Consider the following 21,056-nt stretch of genomic DNA (forward strand, 5'->3'; position numbering starts at 1 on the left):
TCTACGTCGCAGAAGGCGTCGTAGTTGCGCAACCTTCCCCGTCACTTTCCTCGTCGCCTGTCTCGGCGGCTCCCAAGAGTTCGTCGAGCGCCACGGCGAATCCTTGCGCGAGCTCGTGCAATTGGGGTGCCAAGTCCGTGCAACTGACAATGCCCACATCTACTTTGCCGTCGAGCGACATCACCGTCACATTGAGTCCCGCGCCGTGAAAGATGGGTCCCAGTGGGAACATTCCCGTAATGCGTGCACCCAGGAAGTACAGCGGAACCGGCGGACCGGGAACGTTGGACACCACGAGATTCGACACGACGGGGTGCCGTTCCGCGAGCTTGAGTGAGGAGTAGACGCGCATTGCGGCGCCGAAAACCGCGGGCGACGCAAATTGTGACCAGTCTTGAAGCATGTTTGCGCCCAACGCCTCGTTATGGTTCTTCGAGGTCGCGTTGTATTCGCTGATCGCACGCAAGCGGTCCAGAGGGTCGGCGATCTGGGTGCCCAGTTGCGTGAACATGCCGGAGATCTGGTTTGTGCCGGCGCGGTCGGATTTCCCGTGAACCGACACGGGAACCATCGCGACCAATGAATCTGCGGGAAGCTCGCCGCGCTCTTCGAGATAGCTGCGCAACGCTCCGGCGCACAGCGCAAGTACGACGTCGTTGACCTTGACGCCGTGACGGTCCTTCACGGCTTTCACTTTGGCCAGGTCGAGCTGGGCGAAGGCAATATTGCGATGACCTGTGATGGCGCCGTTGAACGACGTTCGAGGGGCAGTGAACGGCGCAGGCATCGCTGTGCCCTTGCGGGCGCGGGTCACCCATTTGGGCAGCATCGCGATACCGCCGGGGACGAGGCGCGCCAGGCGCGCAGGCCTGGAAATTACCGCGAGGAGGCCGCCGACAGCGATATCGAGTGTGCCGGCATCGCCGGCAGTCTTGGCGGTGGTGTCCACCAGCGCGGGTGATTCCGGTTCCAGACTGCACAGTTGAGCCAGGATGTTGGCACCGGTAATGCCGTCTGCGGCACTGTGATGGATCTTCGACATGACGGCGATGGTTCCGTCGGCAAGTCCTTCGATGACCCACATTTCCCACAGCGGACGGGAACGGTCCAACGGTTGGCTCGCAATATGTCCCGCAAGTTCTGCCAGTTCGTCGTGGCCGCCTGGCGCCGGTACCGATGTGCGATGGCAGTGTCGTTCGATGTCGAAGTCGTGGTCGTCCACCCAGACGGGGTAGTCGAGATTCAGGCGTGAATCTTTCAGCTTGCGCCGGAACGTCGGCATCGCTGCCATGCGGGAGTCCAACTCGCCGAGAAGTGATCGGTATCGGTAACCGCCAGGGATGGTCGACGGGTCCAGTATCACCAGGCCGCAGACGTGGAGTAGCTGTGTCGACGTTTCCAGGTACAGGAAGGTGGCATCAAGTCCGCTGAGACGCTGCATCTACGAATTTTAGAACGGGTTCTAGTTGGATTTGGGTGGAATGATGAAACCGGAGCGGGAGATCAGTCGTTCTTTCTCGACAATTCTGTTACCCCGGCAGGTGGTAGGCCCGCGGCGTAGGCCAGCACGTCACAGAATGCCTCCACGTGGTGTCCCAATTCCGTTGACGTGGCAGTCCAGGAGGCCCGCAGTTCCAGTTGGTGTGCCCGCGGAGGCCCGGCGATGTCGCCGTAGCGAACCGACGTTGTTGCGGTGACCGTGCCGCCGAGCGCTACAAACGGAGCGCCGCCGGTTTCGAGAGCGTCCACCAGCCAACTCCATGCAACTTCGGGCAATAGTGGATCGGCGGCGAGTGATTCGTCGAGATCGGCCTGGATGTAGGCGACCAGACGCATGGTGCCGTTCCAGGCTTCGTCGCCGTCGGGGTCGAACAGCAAGATGAGTCGACCGAAGGCATCGCCCTCCGATTGTTCGGAGACGGTGTCCGATTCGGGGTGAAGTACCTCGGCGCCGATTGCATGGCTGTACGGGGCAAGTCGTTGTGGCGGGCGTATCGGACCGACTTCGATCTCGGACCGGACCTGTGCTGAGCCCATTGCGGCGATTGCGGCACGGAATTCGGCCGGGTCAGCGGTGGATCCGGAAGTTGTCACAGGTCAGGACGTTAGTCGGGGAAAAGGTCCCTGAGGTGGAGGCGCGCCGATCAACTGTGACGTGCTCCGCACAGATAAGTGTGAGCACCGTCACGAAATGTGACGTGGACTTTTCTTCGCGCCGAACATGGCAGCATTGGGAGCGGTCGAATACACATGTTGGCGGAGAGTGCGAGGATTGATGAGCGGGTTGGACAACTTGAATTCAGGCACCATCGGGTCAGCGGAGTACAGCGCACGGCGCGTGCTTCCGGATGCGCCGTTGTTGGCGGCGGCCACCGGTCGGAAGCCGGTGCGGCGTCCGGTGTGGTTCATGAGGCAGGCCGGCCGCTCGCTTCCCGAGTATCGCGAGATCCGCGCCGGAATCGGAATGCTGGAGTCCTGCTTCGATCCGGCGTTGGTCTGTGAGATCACGATGCAGCCGGTGCGTCGCCACGACGTCGACGCCGCGATTCTCTTCTCGGACATCGTGGTGCCGCTGAAGGCAGCCGGCATCGATCTCGACATCGTTGCCGGTGTCGGTCCGGTGGTTGCCAATCCTGTTCGTTCGATCGACGACGTCGCGTCCCTACCGCGGTTGGTGCCCGACGAGGTCGGCGCAATTGCGCAGGCCGTGCGTCTGCTCACCGCCGAGTTGGGTTCGGTGCCGCTGATCGGGTTTGCCGGAGCGCCGTTCACGTTGGCGTCGTACCTGGTCGAAGGTGGACCGAGCCGCAACCACGAGAAGACCAAGGCGCTCATGCTGTCGGATCCGGCGACGTGGCACCAGCTCCTCGGCAAGATCGCCGACATCACGATCTGCTTCCTGCAGGCGCAGCTCCACGCCGGTGTCGACGCTGTTCAGCTGTTCGATTCCTGGGCAGGCGCCCTCTCGCTCGCGCAGTACCGCGAGTTCGTACTTCCACACTCCGAGCGCGTGCTGGCCGAGGTGGCGAGCGCAGGAGTGCCGCGTATCCACTTCGGTGTTGGTACCGGTGAACTGCTCGGCGCCATGGGTGAAGCCGGGGCTGACGTCGTAGGCGTCGACTGGCGTATTCCGCTCGACGTTGCCGCGGCGCGAGTCGGTCCGGGCAAGGCGCTGCAGGGCAACCTCGATCCGGCAGTGCTGTTCGCGGGTCCCGAGGCGGTTGACCGCGAGGTCAGGCGCATTGCGGCTGAAGGCGACCGCGCTATCGAGGCCGGCGCCATCGGGCACATCTTCAACCTCGGACACGGTGTTCTTCCGGATACCGATCCGACGGCAATCACGGCGGCGGTGGAGCTGGTGCATTCGCTGTGACGACAACGCGTCCGTCGGTAGCGGTGATCGGGGGCGGAATTTCCGGCCTGGTCGCCGCCTACCGGCTTCGCCGTAGCCTCGGAGCAGACGCCGAGATCACGATCGTCGACCACAGTCGCAGGCTTGGCGGAAAGTTGCGAACGGTCGATCTCGGCGGCGGGCCGATCGATGTCGGCGCCGAGGCGTTCATTGCGCGTCGGCCCGAGGTTCCGGCACTTCTGGCCGAGCTCGGTCTCACCGACCAGATCGTGTATCCAGCCGGACGCACTCCGTTGATCTGGTCGCAGGACTCGTTGCATCGCCTCCCGACGGGCACGTTGATGGGCATTCCGGCGAGCGCCGACGCGGTCAAGGATCTTGTCGACGATGCAACCTCGGCGCGGATCGCGGCCGAGCCGGAGCGCCGCTTCGACTGGACTCCGGGTTCGGATAGTAGTGTGGCGCAACTTGTTTCGGATCGCTACGGTGATCAGGTTGTCGCCCGTTCGGTTGATCCGCTGCTCGGTGGCGTGTACTCCGGATTGGCGGAGAACATCGGAATACGGGCCGCGCTGCCGACCCTCGCGGCCGCGTTGGACGCCGGAGCGCAGAGCCTGTCGGAGGCCGTGACAGCGGCGCTGCCGACGCCGGCTCCCGGGCCGGTCTTCGGTGCATTGAAGGACGGTTACGGAGTGCTCCTGGACGCACTCCGGGAGGCAGCTGCCGCGCATGTTGTTCACGCGGAGGCCGGAGTCGTGCGCGCCGACGGAAGCCGCTGGTTCGTTGATCCGGTCGGCGCGGTCGACGCGATTGTTCTGGCAGTTCCCGCGCCGAATGCCGCACTGCTCCTGGCTGACGTCGCGCCACAGGTCGCCCGGGTTGCGGCTCAGATCGAGCTTGCGTCGTCGGCTGTCGTCGCGATGCGGCTGCCGGGCAATGTCGAGTTGCCGGAGAACTCCGGGATCCTCGTCGCGACGGACGCAGATCTCACGGCCAAGGCATTCACGCTGTCCAGTCGCAAGTGGACGCATCTCGCCGATCGGGGTGAGCACCTCGTGCGGGCGTCGTTCGGCCGTTTCGGTGCCGCAGACATTGTCGATCGCCCCGACGACGAATTGATCGCTTTCGCCCGCGCTGATCTTGCAACAGTGACGGGAATCACTGTGAGTCCGGCTGCGTCCTTTGTCCAGCGCTGGCATGGGGGACTGCCGCAGTACGCACCAGGTCACGTGCAGAAAGTGGCTGAAATCGAACAGTCGGTCGCAGCGTTGGACGGTATCGAGGTGGCCGGTTCGTGGCTACACGGCGTCGGCGTTCCGGCGTGTGTTGCCACTGGCACGACGGCGGCGACACGGATTTTCGAACGGGTGGCACGATAGAGGTATGGCACGCCTTGATTTCGACAAACTGAACTCTGAAATCCGATACCTCATGTTCTCCGTGTTCCAGGTGGAACCCGGTGTGCTGGGCGACGATCGGGAAGCTGCGGTCAAGGACGCCCGCTTGTTCTTCGAAGGTCTCGAAGACAAGGGCGTCGTGGTTCGCGGAATCTACGACATCGCCGGCATGCGCGCAGACGCAGACTTCATGATCTGGACCCATGCAGCCAGCATCGAGCAGCTGCAGGCCGCGTACTCGGACTTCCGCCGCACCACGACACTGGGCAAGATCAGTGCTCCGGTGTGGAGCAACTCCGCCGTGCACCGTCCGGCCGAGTTCAACAAGAGCCACGTGCCGTCGTTCATCGCGGGCGAGGATCCGGGCGACTACATCTGCGTCTACCCGTTCGTTCGATCGCTCGAGTGGTACCTGCTTCCTGACGAGGACCGTCGCAAGATGCTCGCCGATCACGGTATGGCGGCACGCGGATACAAGGACGTTCGCGCCAACACGGTGCCGTCGTTTGCGCTCGGCGACTACGAGTGGATTCTTGCGTTCGAGGCACCGGAACTCATTCGCATCGTCGACCTCATGCGCGACCTGCGTGCCACCGAAGCTCGCTTGCACGTGCGCGAAGAGGTTCCGTTCTTCACCGGACCGCGTGTCGACATCGAGAAGCTGGTTCTTTCCCTTCCCTGATCGAAAGTAGCTGCTGTGGCCACCACGCCGAATCGGCGTCATCAGCACATGTCTCATTGGGGCATGTTCACTGCCGAGTCGGTAGCCGGCGAAGTCACTGCGGTGCATCCGTACGAGGGAGATTCGAATCCTTCGCCGATGCTCGGCAACTTCGCCGGTTCGGTGCGCAGCCGCAGCAGAGTGGCCGGCCCCGCAGTGCGTCGCGGCTGGCTCGAGAACGGTCCGGGTCCAACGGACAAGCGGGGGTCGGACGAGTACGTCCCGGTCGAGTGGGACGAACTGACAGAACTGCTGTCCCGCGAATTGCGTCGGGTCGTCGACACGCACGGCAACAACGCGATCTTCGGTGGTTCGTACGGATGGGCCAGCGCCGGTCGATTCCACCACGCGCAGAGCCAGGTTCACCGATTTCTGAATCAACTCGGCGGCTACACCAAATCGGTCCACAGCTACTCGCTCGGAGCAACGGGCGTCATCATGCCCCGCGTGGTCGGGACCCACAGTCAATTGTTCGAACGCTCCACGTCGTGGGACGTCATCGCGCGACATTCGGATCTGCTGGTGTGCTTTGGTGGGGTGCCGATCAAGAACACTGGCGTCAATGCCGGTGGTAACAGTGATCATCCGACTCGCGGTGCGATCGACGCCTTCCGTCGTCGCGGCGGAAAGATCGTCTCGATCAGCCCGTTGCGTGACGATCTCGACGGTGAATGTGACTGGATCGCACCGATTCCCGGGACGGACGTCGCGATCATGTTGGCGCTGGCGTATGTCCTCGCTTCGGAGGGTTTGCACGACGTCGCATTCCTGAACCGGTACTGCGTCGGCTACGAGCGATTCGAGGATTATCTGCTCGGACGAAGCGACGGTATCGCGAAGGACCCTCGCTGGGCCCAGGAGATTTCAGGAATCCCTGCCGAGAGGCTGGTCGACCTGGCCTGCCGCATGGCAACCGGTCGCACGCTGGTCTCCGTCACGTGGTCACTGCAACGCATCAAACACGGTGAACAAGCCCCGTGGATGGGGGTGACCCTCGCCGCGATGCTTGGTCAGATAGGTCTTCCCGGAGGAGGTTTCGGGCACGGCTACGGTTCGATGAACGAGCCGGGAATGACGTCGATCCCGTACCCGCTGCCCACCTTCCCGCAAGGACGAAATCCGGTCGCGGACTTCATTCCGGTCGCCGCGGTATCCGACCTCCTGCTTTCGCCCGGCGAAGACTTCGACTACGACGGCAGACGCCTGACCTATCCCGACATTCGCCTTGTCTACTGGGCAGGCGGAAATCCGTTCCACCATCATCAGGACATCCCGAGGTTGCGGCGGGCATTGGCGCGTCCGGACACGATTGTCGTTCATGACCCGTATTGGACGCCGATGGCCAAACACGCCGACATCGTGGTGCCCTCGACCACGTCCTTCGAACGCTCCGATCTCAGTTGTACGCGCAACGACGCATTGCTGGTGGCCATGCACCAGGTCACCGAACCGTTTGCAGGTGCACGCGACGATTACGAGACCTTCGCGGCACTTGCCGATGCTCTCGGATTCGGTGACACGTTTACCGAGGGACGATCGTCGCAGCAATGGATCGAGTACCTCTACGGTCAGTGGCAGCCGAGTGTCGACGCTGACGGCGGCAACACCCCGTCGTTCGAGGACTTCTGGGCTGATGGTCACTACCGGATGCGTACGCGGGGCGACGAGGTGTTGTTCGGCGACTTCCGCGAGAATCCCGAGAAGTATCCGCTTGGCACACCCAGCGGGAAGATCGAGATCTTCTCCGCAACCATCGAATCTTTCGGCTACGACGACTGCGTGGGCCATCCCCGGTGGTACGAGCCCGACGAATGGCTGAAAGGTATACGCGCGGAGTCATTTCCGCTGCACCTCATCGCCAACCAGCCCAAGACACGGCTGCACAGCCAACTCGATCACGGTGCCGTGAGCCAGGCGTCGAAAATTCAGGGGCGAGAACCGATTCGGATGCATCCGGATGCAGCGGCAGAGCGAGGCATTGTCGGCGCGGACGTGGTGCGGGTGTTCAACGATCGCGGCGCGTGCCTGGCTGGTGTTGTCGTCGATGCAGACCTTCACCCGGGTGTTGTCCAACTTGCGACGGGTGCCTGGTACGACCCACTCGATCCGGCTGACCCGGACTCGCTGTGTGTCCACGGAAACCCCAATGTTCTGACCCCGGACGTCGGTACGTCGCTGCTGTCACACGGATGCACCGGACAGCACGTCCTGGTGCAGATCGAGAAGTTCGATGGGGAGCTTCCGCCCGTCCGCGCATTCGATCCACCGGTACTGAATCCACGCTGACGGAACCGATCGAGGCCAGTGCGCGTCGAACTTGGTGAGCACCTGATATTCGGGTGAGCACGTCGAGCGAGGTGGGGGCCATCGTGAGTACAGCAGAGTGGAATTCGACGCGGGGGAGATCGGAAGTCCTTCGCGGGCAGATCGATTCGATGATGGAGGATCTGCGCGAGCGGACGCGGTTGCTTGCGCTCGCCCAGGAGAAGATTGCGTTGTCGACTGCGCGTGCTCAGTCCGCTGACGGGTTGGTGGAGGTAGATGTCAATGCCTCCGGAGCCGTTGTCGGCGTCAAATTTTCGTCTGATGCGTGTGCGAAGTCGACGCCGAAAAAACTTGGTGCGTCGGTGCTGGCGGCGTCGACGGCAGCGTCGGCAGACATGCGCCGGCAAAACGCGGAAATATTGAAGCCGTTCACAACTGCGACGCAGTTGGATCTTCCAGATCTGATAGCCGGAGCGCCCAGCGTGCGCGGTCTGTCCGCAGTGCCTCAGATAGCCGAGCACATGGAACAGGATTGGGATCAGACCGTTCTGAGGAGCGCGGGCAATGTCTGAACTGTGGATCGATGTTCAGATTGTGCGTGCATTGGCACCGCGATTCGTGGGGCTTGCCGAAGATATCGAGAGGTCGAAAGCGGATCTCGAACGGGAAATGACGGCCGAAGGCCCGAGTTGGGGAAATGACGAGGTCGGCAGCACTTTTGCCGCCGCCTACCTTCCGGGCTCCGAGTCGGTGCTTGCCGGTATCTCGATGATGGCCGGCGTCATGCGGAATCTCACGGATGCGCTGTACCGGACTTCTGACAACTTCGAGGGCGTCGACGCAGAACTTGCCGACAACTTTGCAGGTGGTCTCTGATGGGCATCGAGATTCCGGGATATCTGCAGGCCGTTGCCAGTGTTGCAGTCGGTAGCGACTGGCCGGAGGGAGACGAGACGTCGCTGTGGCGATTGGGGGACGCGTGGACCGAGGTGGCAGACCAGCTGACCAGTGCATCCATGGACGGTGATGTAACAGTCCGAGGAGTACTGACCGCAATCACCGGCGAGACGCACGATTCACTCGATGCATTCTGGCAGGATTCCGGTGGAGTCGCTGACGTCTTCGATCGATTGATCTCTGCCGCAACGGAATTAGCGGAATCCTGCAATGCTACGGCGACGGAGATCGAGTACACCAAACTTGCGATCATTGCGGCGTTGATCGCGCTGGCGCTCGAGTTGGCGGCCATGGCAGCGGCAGCGATTCCCACACTCGGGCTGAGTGCGGTAGGAGCAGCAGCAGCGGAGCTCGCTACCGCGGTTACTGTTCGAATGCTGTTGCAGCAATTACTGGTCGGGGTGCTCGAGGCTGCTGCGGTGGAAGCTGCGTCGGCCGTCTTCTCCGGCCTGGCCATTCAGCTGGGGCAAATGACGATGGACCATCGCGACTCCGTCGACGTCGGCAAGGTCGTGACCGAGGGGCGCGAGGGGTTTGTCACGGGCGCGACGGATGAACTGTCCACATCCGGCGCCGCCCTGAACTGGAATTTCTGACGCAGTACCCGGGCCTGAGTGCACACAACCTTCATTCGCGTGGCCGGATGCGCCCTGTAGCTGCGACTTGTGTGCAGTTTTCGCTCGATTGACGGGGTTGGGGAATTAGCGGTTCGACGGAGTTAGGTTTTGCTGGGCGTCGAGAGTTTCCTGGGATACGGGGGCGCGCAGTAGGGCTTCCCATCCGTCGATCAGGGCGGACAGTTCAGCGTGGGTGGGTTTAGTGCCGCGTCTGTCGTAGCCCGCCAATACCCGGAGATAACTGGTGTAGACGATCTGAATACGCTGCAGCCGAACATCTTCCGTGAGTTCGCCAAGGCTGTCGTTGAGGCTCTGGTTGACGGCGGATCCGCTTGTTGTCACGGTCGGATCTACGGTGGTGAAGACGCGGCCGAGAATTGCCGTCTCCATCAGCCGATCGAGCAGTGCGACGTAGTGGTTGTCTGGGCTGATGCTGTTGGCCAGGGGTTGCACAACTGCCCATAAAGCCTCGCGCGTAGTCATATTCGCGCCCTGTGAGCTTGTCTGGAGCATCATTGCTTGCCTGTCGGCGTTGATCGCGGGTAGGCGGTAAGCGAATATCGCGTGCAGCAGATTTTCCTTCGAACCGAAGTAGTAGGCGATTACCGAGGCATTCTGCTGGCCTGCCGCGATGCGGATGTCAGAGATGGAGACGCCCTCGTAACCGCTGAGTGCAAATAGGCGCTCCGCGGTTTCGATGAGTTGTATGCGTGTCTGTTCTCCTGCGCGGTATCGGCCACGTTTTGAGGTCACGCTCGACGACCCTACCGGCGACCGTGTGGGCTTCCCGTCGTTGTGGGTCGGGTCGGGGGGGGGCGACGTGACGGCGGGCACCTGGCAGTGGTCGACCGGTTAGGGATCAAGATGACGCTCGTCAATGCTTAAATCATCGAAATTTTAACGATCCTCAAAATAATAAAAACTCATTACTTTGAACGCAGTCCAGTTTTGACACCGCGTCGACGTTTCGAGGAAGTTTGATGACCGCAATCGCAGAACCTACGACACCTATAATCGTGCCCCTCGCCGGCAAGATCGGCGCCGAAGTGCGGGGTCTGCGGGTGGACTCCCTGACAGACGCCGATGTTGAACTGGTCAAGGACGCGCTGTATCGCCACAGCGTGCTCTTCTTTCCGGAACAGGGCCTCGATCCGGCGATCCACCGGGCGTTTGCGCAGCACTTCGGCGAGGTTGTTCTCCCACATGAGCACTTGTTGAACCTTGGCGGCGAGGGTTACCGCGAGATCAGCGTGATCGGCACCGAGAACGGAAGCGCGTACCAGGCCAATCGTTGGCACTGCGACGTGTCATGGCGTGACGCGCCGTCCAGGTTCAGCGTTCTGCACATGCAGGTCCTCCCGGAGTTCGGCGGCGACACCATGTGGTCCAACCAGTCCGACGCACTGGACGCTCTGTCGGAGCCGCTGCGTGAACTCCTCTACGGCCTGACCGCCAAACACCGCATCGCACCGAGGGAGAACGTCCCCGAAGCCGACCACCCGTTGGTGATCCGGCATCCCGAGACCGGACGCGAAGCGCTGTTCGTCAACGACCTGTTCACCAGCCACATCAACGAACTCGACGCACAAGAGAGCGCCGCGATCCTGGGTGTACTCAAGGCGGTGTCGATCCGGCCGGAATTCACGGTCCGCCGCCGCTGGACTGTTGGCGAAATTGCTATCTGGGACAACCACTTTGTCCAGCACAACGCGATCTACGACTACGCGGATCAGCCGCGCCGGATTCATCGCATCGAGGTTGCTCCCGAAGCTCCTATCCCTGCTCGCTGACACCCCGGTCCGGCCGGAATGCACACAAGTCTCCCTCGGATGGCTGATCCAGCCACGCAGGGGAGACTTGTGTGCACTGTTACTCGTCTCAGCGATCCAGAGGACTACTTTGCGGGATTCAGCACCAGTGAAATTGAGTTGATGCAGTACCGCTGATCCGTCGGAGTGGGGTAGCCCTCACCCTCGAAGACGTGGCCGAGGTGGCTGTGGCACTTCTTGCAGATAACCTCGACGCGGCGCATTCCGAGGCTCACGTCTTCCTTCAGGATGACGGCGTCGGAGTTGGCCGGATCGAAGAACGACGGCCATCCGCAGTGCGATTCGAACTTCTCGGTGCTGCGGAAAAGTTCGGCGCCGCACGCGCGGCAGGAGTACACACCTTCGGTGGTGGTGTCGGTGTATTCGCCCACACCGGGCCGTTCGGTGCCGGCTTGACGCAGGACCGCGTACTCGGCCGGGGTCAGTTTTTCGCGCCACTGCTCGTCGGTGAAGGTGACTTCGGGGGCGTTATCTGTAGAACTCATGGCTACACGCTAATCCTTTACTGCAGGTTCGGCTTTGCTTGCAGGTGGGACGGCTTCCAAAGAGGGAAGTAGGTAGGCGGGATCGATTCCGCGGTCAAGCCGGCCCTCGCGTCGGGCAACCAGATACCGGTAGCCGAGGACGCAGAAGATCACGATCAGCAGCAGACTCCACCCGAGTGTGCTCTTCATGTATTCCGCTGCCCGGCCGAAGGCAGGCCAGCGGAAGGACCACCAGTCGTCGAACGTCATGCACCCGTACACGGCAAGCCAGGCCGGCCAGTTCCGCATGACGGAGTTCTTGAGTATCACCGACATCAGGAGCGGGAACAGCATCATCGAGTAGTACATCTGGCCGAGCGACGGCAGCAGGAACGACGCGGTCATGATCACGCCGGTTGTGGTGGTGAGGAAGAACAGATCGTCATGGCGGTAGTACCGGTAGAGCAGCCACAGCGAGATCAGGACCATGACGGCGAAGACCGCGCGAAGGGTGAATACCAACCAATCGGGCAGGCCGAAGTAGGCGCCGTTACCGACTATCGAACTGTTGAAGTAGTCGCGTGATTCCAGCAGATACGGAACCGTGCGTTCGACAAATGCCATCGGATCCGCCGAGAGCGGCACCGCGACGACGGTGAGGATGAACGGGATACCGAGTGCTGTGACAAAAACCTTCCACTGACCACGAACCAAGGGCAGCAGTAGCAGCGGCGCAAGAGTGGGTTTGACGGCCAGAGTGATGCCGATCGACGCGCCCGCCCACAGATCTTTTCGGCGCATCAGGAGCAGCAGGAACGCCATCTCGCTGAGCAGCACGATGCCATTGATGTTGGTGAACACCAGGGTGTTGGTGACGGTCTCCGACGAGAATGCAGCCAGTACGAGAATTGGCGCGGCGATGGAGCTGATTGTCAGATCGAACAGGCGCAGCAGCAGATAGAGCGCGACCAGGATCGCAATCGCGTTGGCTCCGATGAACAGCCAGCGGGAGCGCTCGGGATCGAGAATGGCCAGTGGTGCCATCAGCAAGGATCCCGATGGGGGATACAAGTAATGCGGATCTACCGTGTTGAAGTCCGCGGTGTAGACCTCGCGGCCGTTCCAGAATGCCAGCGCGGCGTTGTAGACCGGCCGGAAATCATCGGTGATCGACCCGTTGACGGCTTTGACGACAACGCGATTGATCACGGTCATCACGGCGATCGGCCACAAAACGTAGTTGACGACTTGTTGGGTTGTCCGCCCGGTGCGAGGCTCGATTTGTCTAAGGAACACTTCGGAACGGTACACCGAGACGCAAACAGATCTGGGGATGCACCCTGGATTGGCGGGTGACGGCAGTCATATTCGGTTAGGCCGGGCACACATTGCCGTTGGCGGGCAGGCTCTGATTGTCCAGGTAGGACACCGCGGCCTGTTGGACGCAGGCAGATTGCATCGCGGGGTGTCCGGAACCTTGCCAATCGAGGCTGGCGAACCGGGCGCCGGCGTTAGTGACAACTCCGGTGACAGTGGCCAGTCCAGTGTTGCCGACGGCGGGATCGGCCTGACCGCTCAGCACCAGAACAGTCGGTTTCAACGCCGTGGGCAATGGCGTCGGAGTGGTTGTCGGCCAGCTTGCACAAGCAGACAATCCGAGTGCGGCTTCGTTCCCGAACACGGGGTAGGACTTGCCCCACGTTTGTTGCAGTTCGCGGATGCGGCCCACTCCCGGCCACTGAATGCCGTCGGTGCAGCGTCCGACAAACTGACCGTCACTGGCAAGTGCTTTCTCCGCGGCTGCGGCACGTTCGCGCATGGGTACGGGGTTTCCCGTTCCGAGTGCGCTGAGAGCATCGGCCAGAGACGTTGTGTCCAGCTGGCGATTCTGGCTCGCGATGGCAAGACTTGCCGAGATTGCGCGGTTGATCGACGCCGCGGACAAGGGCCGGAACTCACCGGCTCGCGCGCGTTCCGTCAATGCAACGACGGCCGCGCGGGGGTCGGGTCCGAGTGAGCAGGACAGCGCCTCGCAGCGAGTGGCAAACGCCGTCAACGCTGCTTCCTGGCCTTGGACTCGGCTTTCCTCCTCGGTGGTGGCATCGGTGGCGATCGGTGCGGGCGAGTCGAGGATCAATCGTGCAATGTTGTCGGGATATGTTGCGGCGTAACTCAATGCGATGTCCGAACCGGAGCCTGCAGCCCACAGCGCGATGGTGTCGACGCCCCACCTCGTGCGCAGGGCGTTGATATCGTCGGCTGCGGCGTCGGCTCCGAATTCGAGTTCCTGTGGATCGAGGTAGTCGGTGCAGGAGATCGTCGCGTCGTGCCCGAGTGCGGCGACGGCGTCCGCTGCGTCTCCGCTGGAACTCGGCTCGAATTGGCCGAGATCGGCGAGCCCGCGCCGCGTATCGGGTTCCATGCATTCGATGGGCGTCGAGCGGTCGATCCCGCGGCGGTCGAGAGCCACGACCGGGTGGGCTGCGAGGACGGCCGTCAGTCCTGTTGAAGAGAGCATGGCCAAGGTGCTTCCCGACGATCGATCCGTCCCGGAGGTGAAGACAATCGGGTAGGCGTTGGCAGGAGTAGCCGAAGTTCGGGCCCGAGTCGCCGCAGCCGTGAATGTTCCGTCGATGCGGCCGCTGGTGTCGATGGGAGCGCTGAATTCGGCGCATTCGACGATGACGCCCGTGCTGGCGGCAGACAAGGCTGCGTCGGCAAGCGATGTCCCACTGCAGTCGCGCCATGGCAGGTCGCTGGTCGGGACAGCCGGAGCGGGAACCGGGGGAGATGTCGCCTGTGACGTGTCGGAACTCCCGGGGGTGCCACCCGTGTGACCTTCGACGGCGACGTCCGGGCGAATGGAGGGCCCTGCGCCACAGGCACAACACGTCGCCAGGACAACTGCAATCAAAGCCGCTCTGCGCATGCCGACCAGAGTGCCAGGTTCAGTACCGAGGACGTTGACGAACCCACCGCGACAGCACCGTGCCGTCGGAGTCCGTGACGATATGTGCAGGCATCATCGGGGTGGGAAGGGACTGCGCGGAGAGGGAAATCCGCCCCGCGTTGCCGCCGACCAGTTGTGGAGACGTCGTCACGCATAGTTCGTCGACGGAGTTGTCCGTGATGAGTTGGCCGAACAGGGACGGTCCGCCTTCGCACAGAATTCGCGGCAAACCCAGAGTGGACGCTGTGTTCTCGATGTCGACACTGCGCACCGCCGCGCCGACGCTTCGGTGAACGTCGGCACCGGCATCACTCAACCTCGATACAGCGCCTGGGTCAGCGTCGGAGCCGACCAGCAGAATCGGTGGCACTTCGGCGTCACGGAACAACCGGCTGTCGGGGTCGATCGACGCGCGCGACGAGACAACCAAGATCGGGGGAACAGGGGCCAGCCCTGACGCGACCCGGCGTGCCTGAGCGTCGTCGTTCATCACCGCGCCGCCGTAGTTTTCCGCACGCGCGGTTCCGGCTCCGACGACAACCACGTCGCAGAGCTCGCGCAGCGTGTTGAACACCGTCTTGTCCGCCGGTGTGCCCAGACCACCGCTGAGCCCACTGACAGAGACGGCACCGTCGATGCTGGACACGAAGTTCACCCGAACCCAGGGATGCTGCAGGTTTTCCGGATATGAATAGAGCTCTCGGAGCCGCTGCGGCTGATCGGGTGTGAAGTAGGTCGCAAAATCCAGATGGTGCATATGAGAGATCACACCACGTAGATACCCTTGATGGATGCCTCAACGTCTTGTCGATCGCAGTCCGGTGGTACCCGCCGATCAATTGGTCGCTCAAATGGTTCCACCCGCAATGTTCGACGACGTGAGCTTTGCGTCCTACATCCCGGATCCGAACGAGCCGAGTCAGGCAGCTGCCGTTGCCAAGACCGAGGAATTCTCCAAGCGCGTAGCCAAGATTCGGGCCGGCGGTCGTCGTGGATTGTTCGGTAAGAAGACTCAGGCAACCGGCGCTGGTCTGTACCTCGACGGCGGCTTCGGTGTCGGTAAGACTCACCTTCTTGCGTCGATCTTCCACAGCGTTCCGTCGCCCAAGGCATTCGGCACGTTCGTCGAACTGACGCACGTCGTCGGCGCACTCGGCTTCAACAAGGCCGTCGAGGCATTTTCGGAGCACAGCGTTCTGTGCATCGACGAATTCGAGCTCGATGATCCGGGCGACACCATGTTGGTCTCTCGCCTGCTGTCCGAGCTGTCGACGCGCGGCGTGTCCATCGTCGCGACGTCCAACACACTCCCGGGTCAGCTCGGTGAGGGTCGCTTTGCTGCGCAGGACTTCATGCGCGAGATCAAGAAGCTCGGCTCGATCTTCGAGACCATTCGCGTCGACGGTCCTGACTACCGACACCGCGATCTGCCGCCCGCTCCCGAGCCGATTTCCTCCGAAGAGTTGGTCGCGCGCGCCGAGTCCGTCGACGGCGCAACGCTCGATAACTTCGACGAGCTGTGCAAGCACCTCAGCACGCTGCACCCGTCGCGATACAACAAGCTGGTCGAGGGTGTTCGCGCTGTCTACATCGACGGCGTCCACCCCGCGACAGACCAGTCGGTTGCGCTTCGGTTCGTGGTTCTCGCCGATCGCCTGTACGACGCGAGCATTCCGGTGACAGTGTCCGGCGCTCGCCTGGACGAGATCTTCACCCCGGAGATGCTGGCCGGCGGTTACAAGAAGAAGTACCTGCGTGCCATGTCGCGTCTGCTTGCGCTGTCTCGTTTCGAGGTTGCCGCGACCTAGTTCACCGGTCGCTCCATCACAAAATCGTGATGGAGCTGGGTGCCTACGACAAAGGTCTTGGTCCCGACCCGCGTGAAGCCATGCTTTGCGTAGAACTTTTGCGCTCGCGCATTTTCCTGGTTCACTCCGAGCCAGATTCCCGCACTGCCGCTTTCGTGGGCGTGAGTGACCACCGCGGCCATCAATGACGCTGCGGCGCCGCTTCCGTGATTTCCGGGAAGTACGTACAGCTTGCTCAATTCCGTCGTCGGGCGAAGTGTGAGTGCTGCCCGCACGTCGGGATCGGACGGTTCGGCGTCGATGAGCATCGCGTAGCCGACTATGGCGTCGCGCGAGATCACTTTGAGAACCGTGCGCGTCGGGTCGGTCAGGTATTCGGAGAACTTGTCGACCGAGAGCACGTTGTCGATGAAGGCATTGATGTCGTCGGCGGAAGCATCGGGCGGGCAGGCGAGCGGAAACGTCACCGCGGCCACGTCGGCGATTGCTTCGGAATCCCAAATTCCGGCCCGGTCAACGGTGATGCTCACGTCACTTCGTCCTTCCCTGCACGCGCAATGGTCGCTCAAGTACACCACTTGCCGTGCCCGTGAAAGCTATCCGGCCTTCTCAGCCGCCAGGCTCTCGGTGCGTTTCGGGGCAAAAGCCGGTGCAAGCGCAATCAGAATCACGCAGAATGCCAGCGGAATGAGGAATCCGATCCGCAGGTCGCTGAATGCGGCGACAGCTCCGACGATTCCGCCGCCGACAACGGTGCCGACGTAGTTGAACAGGTTGATGCGAGCGATGACTGTGTCCACCTGATCGGGTGGCGCCATCCGTCCGGCAGCGCTGAAGCAGATCGGGGCGATGACCGGAAGGCCAAGGCCGACGATCAGGAACCCGGCAATGGCAATCGCGGGAGACTGCGCCGTCACCACAATGGTCATGCCGATCACGCCGATCACTGATCCCATGCGGACGACAGTGGTCTCACCGAACTTGCCGACCCAGTAGTCGCCGGTCAATCGTGCAACCAATGCCGCGATTTGGTACGCGGCCATCGACAGTGCGGCGGTGCTCGCGTCCGCAAGTAGGACGTCTTCGAGGTACAGGGTCGACCAGTTGCCGATACTGAAATCGACTGCATAGAACAGTGCCATCGCGATGCCGAGCAGAATGAACGCTCGCATCGGGACAGTGAGCGTAACGGAGCCACCGGTATTCGTATCCGCCACGGTTGTTGCGCTGCGATCGAGCAACGACGGCCCGAATGCCAGAAGCAGAAGGGCCACAATCACTCCCGCACATACCTGGGTAACCCGTACCGAGATGTCGAGTCCTGCGGTTGCCGAGATGTAGAGGGCGCCGGCAATTGCCCCGACGCTCCAGGCCGCGTGGAACGAGCTGAGTATGAAGCGTCCCTTGGCGTGTTGGATCGAGACGGCTTGCATATTTGCTGCCGCATCAACGATGCCGAGGCCGATTCCGTAGATAGCGAGGCAGACAAAAAAGAGTGCAGAGTTGGGGGCCAGTCCGGTGGCGCCGCCGAAGACCGCGATGACGGCCAGTCCGGTGCGGAGCGTGGTCTTGCTCGACGTTCGAACTGCGAGTCGCTCGGCGAGAACGCTGCCGAGTCCGGCGATCACCGACACCGACACAACCGCAACCACCAGCAACGACTCGCTGAGCGCAAACAAGTCCCGGTACGCGGGCAGTTGCGTCAGAATCGAAGCGAGAAGAAAACCCTGGAGTCCGAAAGCCACGGAGGTGGCGATCCGGGCCTTCGTCAGGCTGCGGGTGTGATCCGTCATCGAATGTGGCCTTGTCTGTGGTTGGGCACTGCCCGCCGAACGCTACTTGATACTTGGTACTGGTCGAGTGTCCAACAAAGTCGCGTGTCGCGCAGCATTCTTTGATTAACTGACGGCTATGAGTGCACATCCAGCAGCAATGTTTCCCCCCGAATTTGTGTGGGGAACCGCGACGGCTGCGTATCAAATCGAAGGCGCAGTTACCGAAGACGGTCGGGGACCGTCGATTTGGGACGATTTCTGCACTCAACCCGGTGCTGTGGTGCGCGGCGAGACCGGTGCCATTGCTGCTGATCACTACCACCGCTGGGAATCCGACGTCGAACTCATGGCGCAGCTCGGCCTCGACGCGTATCGACTGTCGCTGTCGTGGTCGCGAATCCTCCCCACCGGATCAGGTGCGGTGAACCAGAAGGGGCTCGATTTCTACGAGCGCGTGATCGACCGACTCTGCGAGTCCGGAATTAGGCCCGCCGTCACGCTCTTTCACTGGGATCTGCCGTCAGCTCTGCAAGAGCAAGGTGGCTGGATGAACCGTGATACCGCGTATCGGTTGGGGGAGTACGCGCAGATTGTGGGCGAACGGTTTGCCGATCGCGTCGGCATGTGGATGCCACTCAACGAGCCGGTTGTCCACACTCTGTACGGCCACGCTCTAGGAGTTCATGCCCCGGGACTTGCTTTGGGATTCGCCGCCTTCCAAGCCGCTCACCACCAACTCCTCGGACACGGCCTGGCAGTCGACGCACTGCGGTCGGCGGGCTGTTCGGGTATTGGCATAGCGTCCAATCACGCTCCGGTTCGCGCCGCATCTGATTCGGCGGAAGACGTGATGGCTGCAGACATCTACGACCACGTTGTCAACTGGATGTTCGCCGACCCGATACTGCTTGGAAAATATCCGGCCGACGAATTTGCGCAGATACTCACCGGACCGGTCGACGAGGATCTGGCGATCATCAGTGCGCCCCTCGACTGGTACGGCATCAACTACTACGAACCGACGATGATCGCCGCCCCTGTCGAGGGGCAGGGCACCGACGGCATTCTCGAGATCGATCTACCGCCGGGACTGCCCTTTGCTCCCGTGGCGATAACCGGTTACCCCACAACCGATTTCGGATGGCCGATCGTTCCCGAAGGGCTTGGCGAGATCCTGCGAACATTCCAGTCGCGGTTCGGTGAGTCCCTTCCGCCGATCTACATCACCGAGAGCGGATGCTCGTTTCACGACACCCTGAACAGTTCGGGCGAGGTCAGTGACACGGCTCGGATCGAGTACCACGACGCTCATCTGCAGGCCCTGCGATCGGCCATCGACGACGGTATCGACGTGCGCGGCTATTTTGTGTGGTCCCTGCTTGACAACTTCGAGTGGGCAGCCGGTTATCAGGAACGATTCGGGCTGGTCCACGTGGATTTCGACACTCAGGAGCGCACGCCGAAGGCTTCGTTCGAGTGGTACCGCAGCCTTATTGCGGGTCACAAAGCGTCGCGGGTTTAGCGGTCGAGTTTGCGTTCTGACACTTGGCCGCCTAGCCTCACTCACATGAAGCGCATTCTCGTAGTACACCGCCGTAGCGGGGTCTGAATCGGACCGACCCCCCGCTGCGGGTCGTCGTGCTACCAGTTGGTCCTCCACTTCATTCCAGGAAGACCACGACAATGACTTACAACTTCGCCTTCGCTTCTGATTCTTCTTCCTTTGCCGGCGATCCTTTTGCTGTGCGTCACGGAAAATCCTTGCCTGCCGGCCTGCGTGCCGAATGCTCTGAGATGTCGTGGACCGAATTCGAAGCGACCTATGCGGCAATGAGTGGACCGATCCGTCTCGGTGCATGGTCGAGCGAGAAGATCGCCCCCGGTCGCTGGACGTACGAAGCAACTCTCGGTCTGGGGGAGCGCATCGCGACGGGTTCCGCCACCGCAACCGGTGCAATTTCCGCAATGACTTCGATGCTGCATGATGCAGGAATCGCGCTGGAGATCCTGTCGTTCCATCAGCATCAGATCGGCCACCGCACAGCCACCTTCATCTTCACAGAGTGCAACGGTCGTCGGAACTGGGCCATGGGCATCGGCGAGTCGGCAACAGAGTCTTCACTGCGCGCTATGACGTCGGCAGCAAACCGCTTCTCGAACTGAGAAGTCGACTCACAATCCACACACGCTGATGCGGAACCCTGACAGGGCTCCGTATCAGCGTGTTTCGTGTGTCGGGGCCGGCAACGATATTGGCGTACAACGCATAAAGCCGGAATCCCGTAAGGAATTCCGGCTTTAGGCGTATTTCTGTGGTGCGCGATACTGGGATTGAACCAGTGACCTCTTCCGTGTCAGGGAAGCGCTCTCCCGCTGAGCTAATCGCGCGAGGTGGAGACGGGAATCGAACCCGTGTGCACGGCTTTGCAGGCCGTTGCCTCACCACTCGGCCACTCCACCGTAAAAGGTTGAGTTACACCTCTCGAGCGGACGACGGGATTCGAACCCGCGACCCCAACCTTGGCAAGGTTGTGCGCTACCAGCTGCGCCACGTCCGCATCGCACCGTGTTGCTTGGGGAGTTGGTTGCTCTCCTCGGTGCGTTGAAAACATTAGCCGACGGTATCGGATTCATACAAATCACCAGCTCAGTGGGCGTTTCGTTGATGGGATCGCTCAAATTTGCGATGTTATCGGCCGCTTGAGTGTGTGCGTGAAGCTCCGATATGAGTGAAATAGGGCGTTCTGGGAGGAGAATGAATGCCAACCTGGTGATTCGTAATCGGTGCGCGAGCGTGTTAATGTTCCAACTCGTTCGAGCGCATGCGTTTGAACGAGTTTTGAGGTCCCGTGGCTCAGTGGGAGAGCGTCCGCTTCACACGCGGAAGGTCGCTGGTTCGATCCCAGCCGGGACCACCCGAA

At 61.8% G+C, this 21,056-nt stretch carries 20 protein-coding genes and 4 tRNA genes; 12 read left to right on the top strand and 12 right to left on the bottom strand.

All coding sequences use genetic code 11. The features are described from left to right. Position 1: 1 nt before the first annotated feature. Positions 2 to 1,441 (bottom strand): WS/DGAT/MGAT family O-acyltransferase, encoded by a 1,440-nt coding sequence (locus tag V2B23_RS01355; RefSeq protein ID WP_430948678.1) that lies wholly within the window; start codon positions 1,439 to 1,441, stop codon positions 2 to 4. 62 nt (positions 1,442 to 1,503) lie between these two features. Then, complete coding sequence (locus V2B23_RS01360) at positions 1,504 to 2,094, bottom strand: DUF3000 domain-containing protein (protein ID WP_430948679.1); 591 nt, start codon at positions 2,092 to 2,094, stop codon at positions 1,504 to 1,506. Between the two features lie 181 nt (positions 2,095 to 2,275). Between V2B23_RS01360 and hemE the strand changes: the two genes are divergently transcribed. The 7 genes from hemE to V2B23_RS01395 all read left to right on the top strand — a co-directional run bounded on the left by hemE (position 2,276) and on the right by V2B23_RS01395 (position 9,288). Then, positions 2,276 to 3,373 (top strand): uroporphyrinogen decarboxylase, encoded by a 1,098-nt coding sequence (gene hemE / locus V2B23_RS01365; RefSeq protein WP_430948680.1) that lies wholly within the window; start codon positions 2,276 to 2,278, stop codon positions 3,371 to 3,373. Continuing rightward, positions 3,370 to 4,731, top strand: coding sequence for a protoporphyrinogen oxidase (locus V2B23_RS01370; protein WP_430948681.1), 1,362 nt, complete (start codon positions 3,370 to 3,372; stop codon positions 4,729 to 4,731). Before hemE ends, V2B23_RS01370 begins: the two co-directional genes overlap by 4 nt. Before the next feature lie 4 nt (positions 4,732 to 4,735). After that, on the top strand, positions 4,736 to 5,431 hold the full coding sequence (gene hemQ / locus V2B23_RS01375; RefSeq protein WP_033234754.1) for a hydrogen peroxide-dependent heme synthase: 696 nt from the start codon (positions 4,736 to 4,738) through the stop codon (positions 5,429 to 5,431). Between the two features lie 48 nt (positions 5,432 to 5,479). Next, a complete protein-coding gene (locus V2B23_RS01380) occupies positions 5,480 to 7,756 on the top strand; it encodes a molybdopterin-dependent oxidoreductase (protein ID WP_430949155.1) in 2,277 nt (758 codons plus the stop codon). Positions 7,757 to 7,839: 83 nt separating this feature from the next. Next, the gene (locus V2B23_RS01385; protein WP_430948682.1) at positions 7,840 to 8,307 is read left to right on the top strand and encodes a YbaB/EbfC family nucleoid-associated protein; all 468 of its coding nucleotides are present in this window, start codon (positions 7,840 to 7,842) and stop codon (positions 8,305 to 8,307) included. Beyond that, positions 8,300 to 8,611, top strand: a complete 312-nt coding sequence (locus V2B23_RS01390; RefSeq protein ID WP_430948683.1) for a WXG100 family type VII secretion target — start codon at positions 8,300 to 8,302, stop codon at positions 8,609 to 8,611. The genes V2B23_RS01385 and V2B23_RS01390 overlap by 8 nt, the downstream gene beginning before the upstream one ends. Beyond that, positions 8,611 to 9,288 (top strand): hypothetical protein, encoded by a 678-nt coding sequence (locus tag V2B23_RS01395; protein ID WP_430948684.1) that lies wholly within the window; start codon positions 8,611 to 8,613, stop codon positions 9,286 to 9,288. The genes V2B23_RS01390 and V2B23_RS01395 overlap by 1 nt, the downstream gene beginning before the upstream one ends. A gap of 105 nt (positions 9,289 to 9,393) precedes the next feature. Here the strand turns inward: V2B23_RS01395 and V2B23_RS01400 are convergent, their stop codons facing one another. Beyond that, a complete protein-coding gene (locus tag V2B23_RS01400; protein ID WP_430948685.1) occupies positions 9,394 to 10,062 on the bottom strand; it encodes a TetR/AcrR family transcriptional regulator in 669 nt (222 codons plus the stop codon). 227 nt (positions 10,063 to 10,289) lie between these two features. Between V2B23_RS01400 and V2B23_RS01405 the strand changes: the two genes are divergently transcribed. After that, complete coding sequence (locus V2B23_RS01405; protein ID WP_430948686.1) at positions 10,290 to 11,099, top strand: TauD/TfdA dioxygenase family protein; 810 nt, start codon at positions 10,290 to 10,292, stop codon at positions 11,097 to 11,099. 104 nt (positions 11,100 to 11,203) lie between these two features. Here V2B23_RS01405 and msrB read toward each other — a convergent pair whose 3' ends face one another. From msrB to V2B23_RS01425, 4 genes are all read right to left on the bottom strand, one after another. Further along, positions 11,204 to 11,623 carry a peptide-methionine (R)-S-oxide reductase MsrB gene (gene msrB, locus V2B23_RS01410; protein ID WP_033234722.1) on the bottom strand — a complete coding sequence of 140 codons (420 nt, stop codon included), beginning with the start codon at positions 11,621 to 11,623 and terminating at the stop codon, positions 11,204 to 11,206. 9 nt (positions 11,624 to 11,632) lie between these two features. Then, complete coding sequence (locus tag V2B23_RS01415) at positions 11,633 to 12,913, bottom strand: glycosyltransferase family 87 protein (protein WP_430948687.1); 1,281 nt, start codon at positions 12,911 to 12,913, stop codon at positions 11,633 to 11,635. A gap of 61 nt (positions 12,914 to 12,974) precedes the next feature. Then, complete coding sequence (locus V2B23_RS01420) at positions 12,975 to 14,531, bottom strand: alpha/beta fold hydrolase (RefSeq protein WP_430948688.1); 1,557 nt, start codon at positions 14,529 to 14,531, stop codon at positions 12,975 to 12,977. A gap of 19 nt (positions 14,532 to 14,550) precedes the next feature. After that, complete coding sequence (locus V2B23_RS01425; protein ID WP_430949156.1) at positions 14,551 to 15,309, bottom strand: pyrimidine reductase family protein; 759 nt, start codon at positions 15,307 to 15,309, stop codon at positions 14,551 to 14,553. 34 nt (positions 15,310 to 15,343) lie between these two features. Here V2B23_RS01425 and zapE point away from each other — a divergent pair, with 34 nt between their 5' ends. After that, entirely contained in the window at positions 15,344 to 16,360 is a 1,017-nt protein-coding gene (gene zapE / locus V2B23_RS01430) for a cell division protein ZapE (protein ID WP_033234718.1), read from the top strand. On the opposite strand, the gene V2B23_RS01435 is transcribed toward zapE, so the two are convergent. Together V2B23_RS01435 and V2B23_RS01440 are read right to left on the bottom strand one after the other, a co-directional pair. Next, complete coding sequence (locus V2B23_RS01435; protein ID WP_430948689.1) at positions 16,357 to 16,890, bottom strand: GNAT family N-acetyltransferase; 534 nt, start codon at positions 16,888 to 16,890, stop codon at positions 16,357 to 16,359. The two genes, zapE and V2B23_RS01435, sit on opposite strands and share 4 nt — an antisense overlap. Before the next feature lie 66 nt (positions 16,891 to 16,956). After that, entirely contained in the window at positions 16,957 to 18,153 is a 1,197-nt protein-coding gene (locus tag V2B23_RS01440) for an MFS transporter (protein ID WP_430948690.1), read from the bottom strand. 118 nt (positions 18,154 to 18,271) lie between these two features. On the opposite strand from V2B23_RS01440, the gene V2B23_RS01445 reads away from it, so the two are divergent. Then, on the top strand, positions 18,272 to 19,657 hold the full coding sequence (locus V2B23_RS01445) for a GH1 family beta-glucosidase (RefSeq protein ID WP_430948691.1): 1,386 nt from the start codon (positions 18,272 to 18,274) through the stop codon (positions 19,655 to 19,657). 161 nt (positions 19,658 to 19,818) lie between these two features. Then, the gene (locus tag V2B23_RS01450) at positions 19,819 to 20,298 is read left to right on the top strand and encodes a 2-isopropylmalate synthase (RefSeq protein ID WP_430948692.1); all 480 of its coding nucleotides are present in this window, start codon (positions 19,819 to 19,821) and stop codon (positions 20,296 to 20,298) included. A 150-nt stretch (positions 20,299 to 20,448) separates the two neighbouring features. On the opposite strand, the gene V2B23_RS01455 is transcribed toward V2B23_RS01450, so the two are convergent. The 3 genes from V2B23_RS01455 to V2B23_RS01465 all read right to left on the bottom strand — a co-directional run bounded on the left by V2B23_RS01455 (position 20,449) and on the right by V2B23_RS01465 (position 20,693). Continuing rightward, a tRNA-Val gene (locus V2B23_RS01455) sits at positions 20,449 to 20,523 on the bottom strand. Between the two features lies 1 nt (position 20,524). Then, positions 20,525 to 20,595: transfer RNA gene (locus V2B23_RS01460), tRNA-Cys, on the bottom strand. Positions 20,596 to 20,620: 25 nt separating this feature from the next. After that, a tRNA-Gly gene (locus tag V2B23_RS01465) sits at positions 20,621 to 20,693 on the bottom strand. 285 nt (positions 20,694 to 20,978) lie between these two features. On the opposite strand from V2B23_RS01465, the gene V2B23_RS01470 reads away from it, so the two are divergent. Then, a tRNA-Val gene (locus tag V2B23_RS01470) sits at positions 20,979 to 21,050 on the top strand. The last annotated feature ends 6 nt before the right edge of the window (positions 21,051 to 21,056 follow it).

The organism is Rhodococcus sp. 24CO (assembly GCF_050586165.1).
Classification (GTDB): domain Bacteria; phylum Actinomycetota; class Actinomycetes; order Mycobacteriales; family Mycobacteriaceae; genus Rhodococcus_F.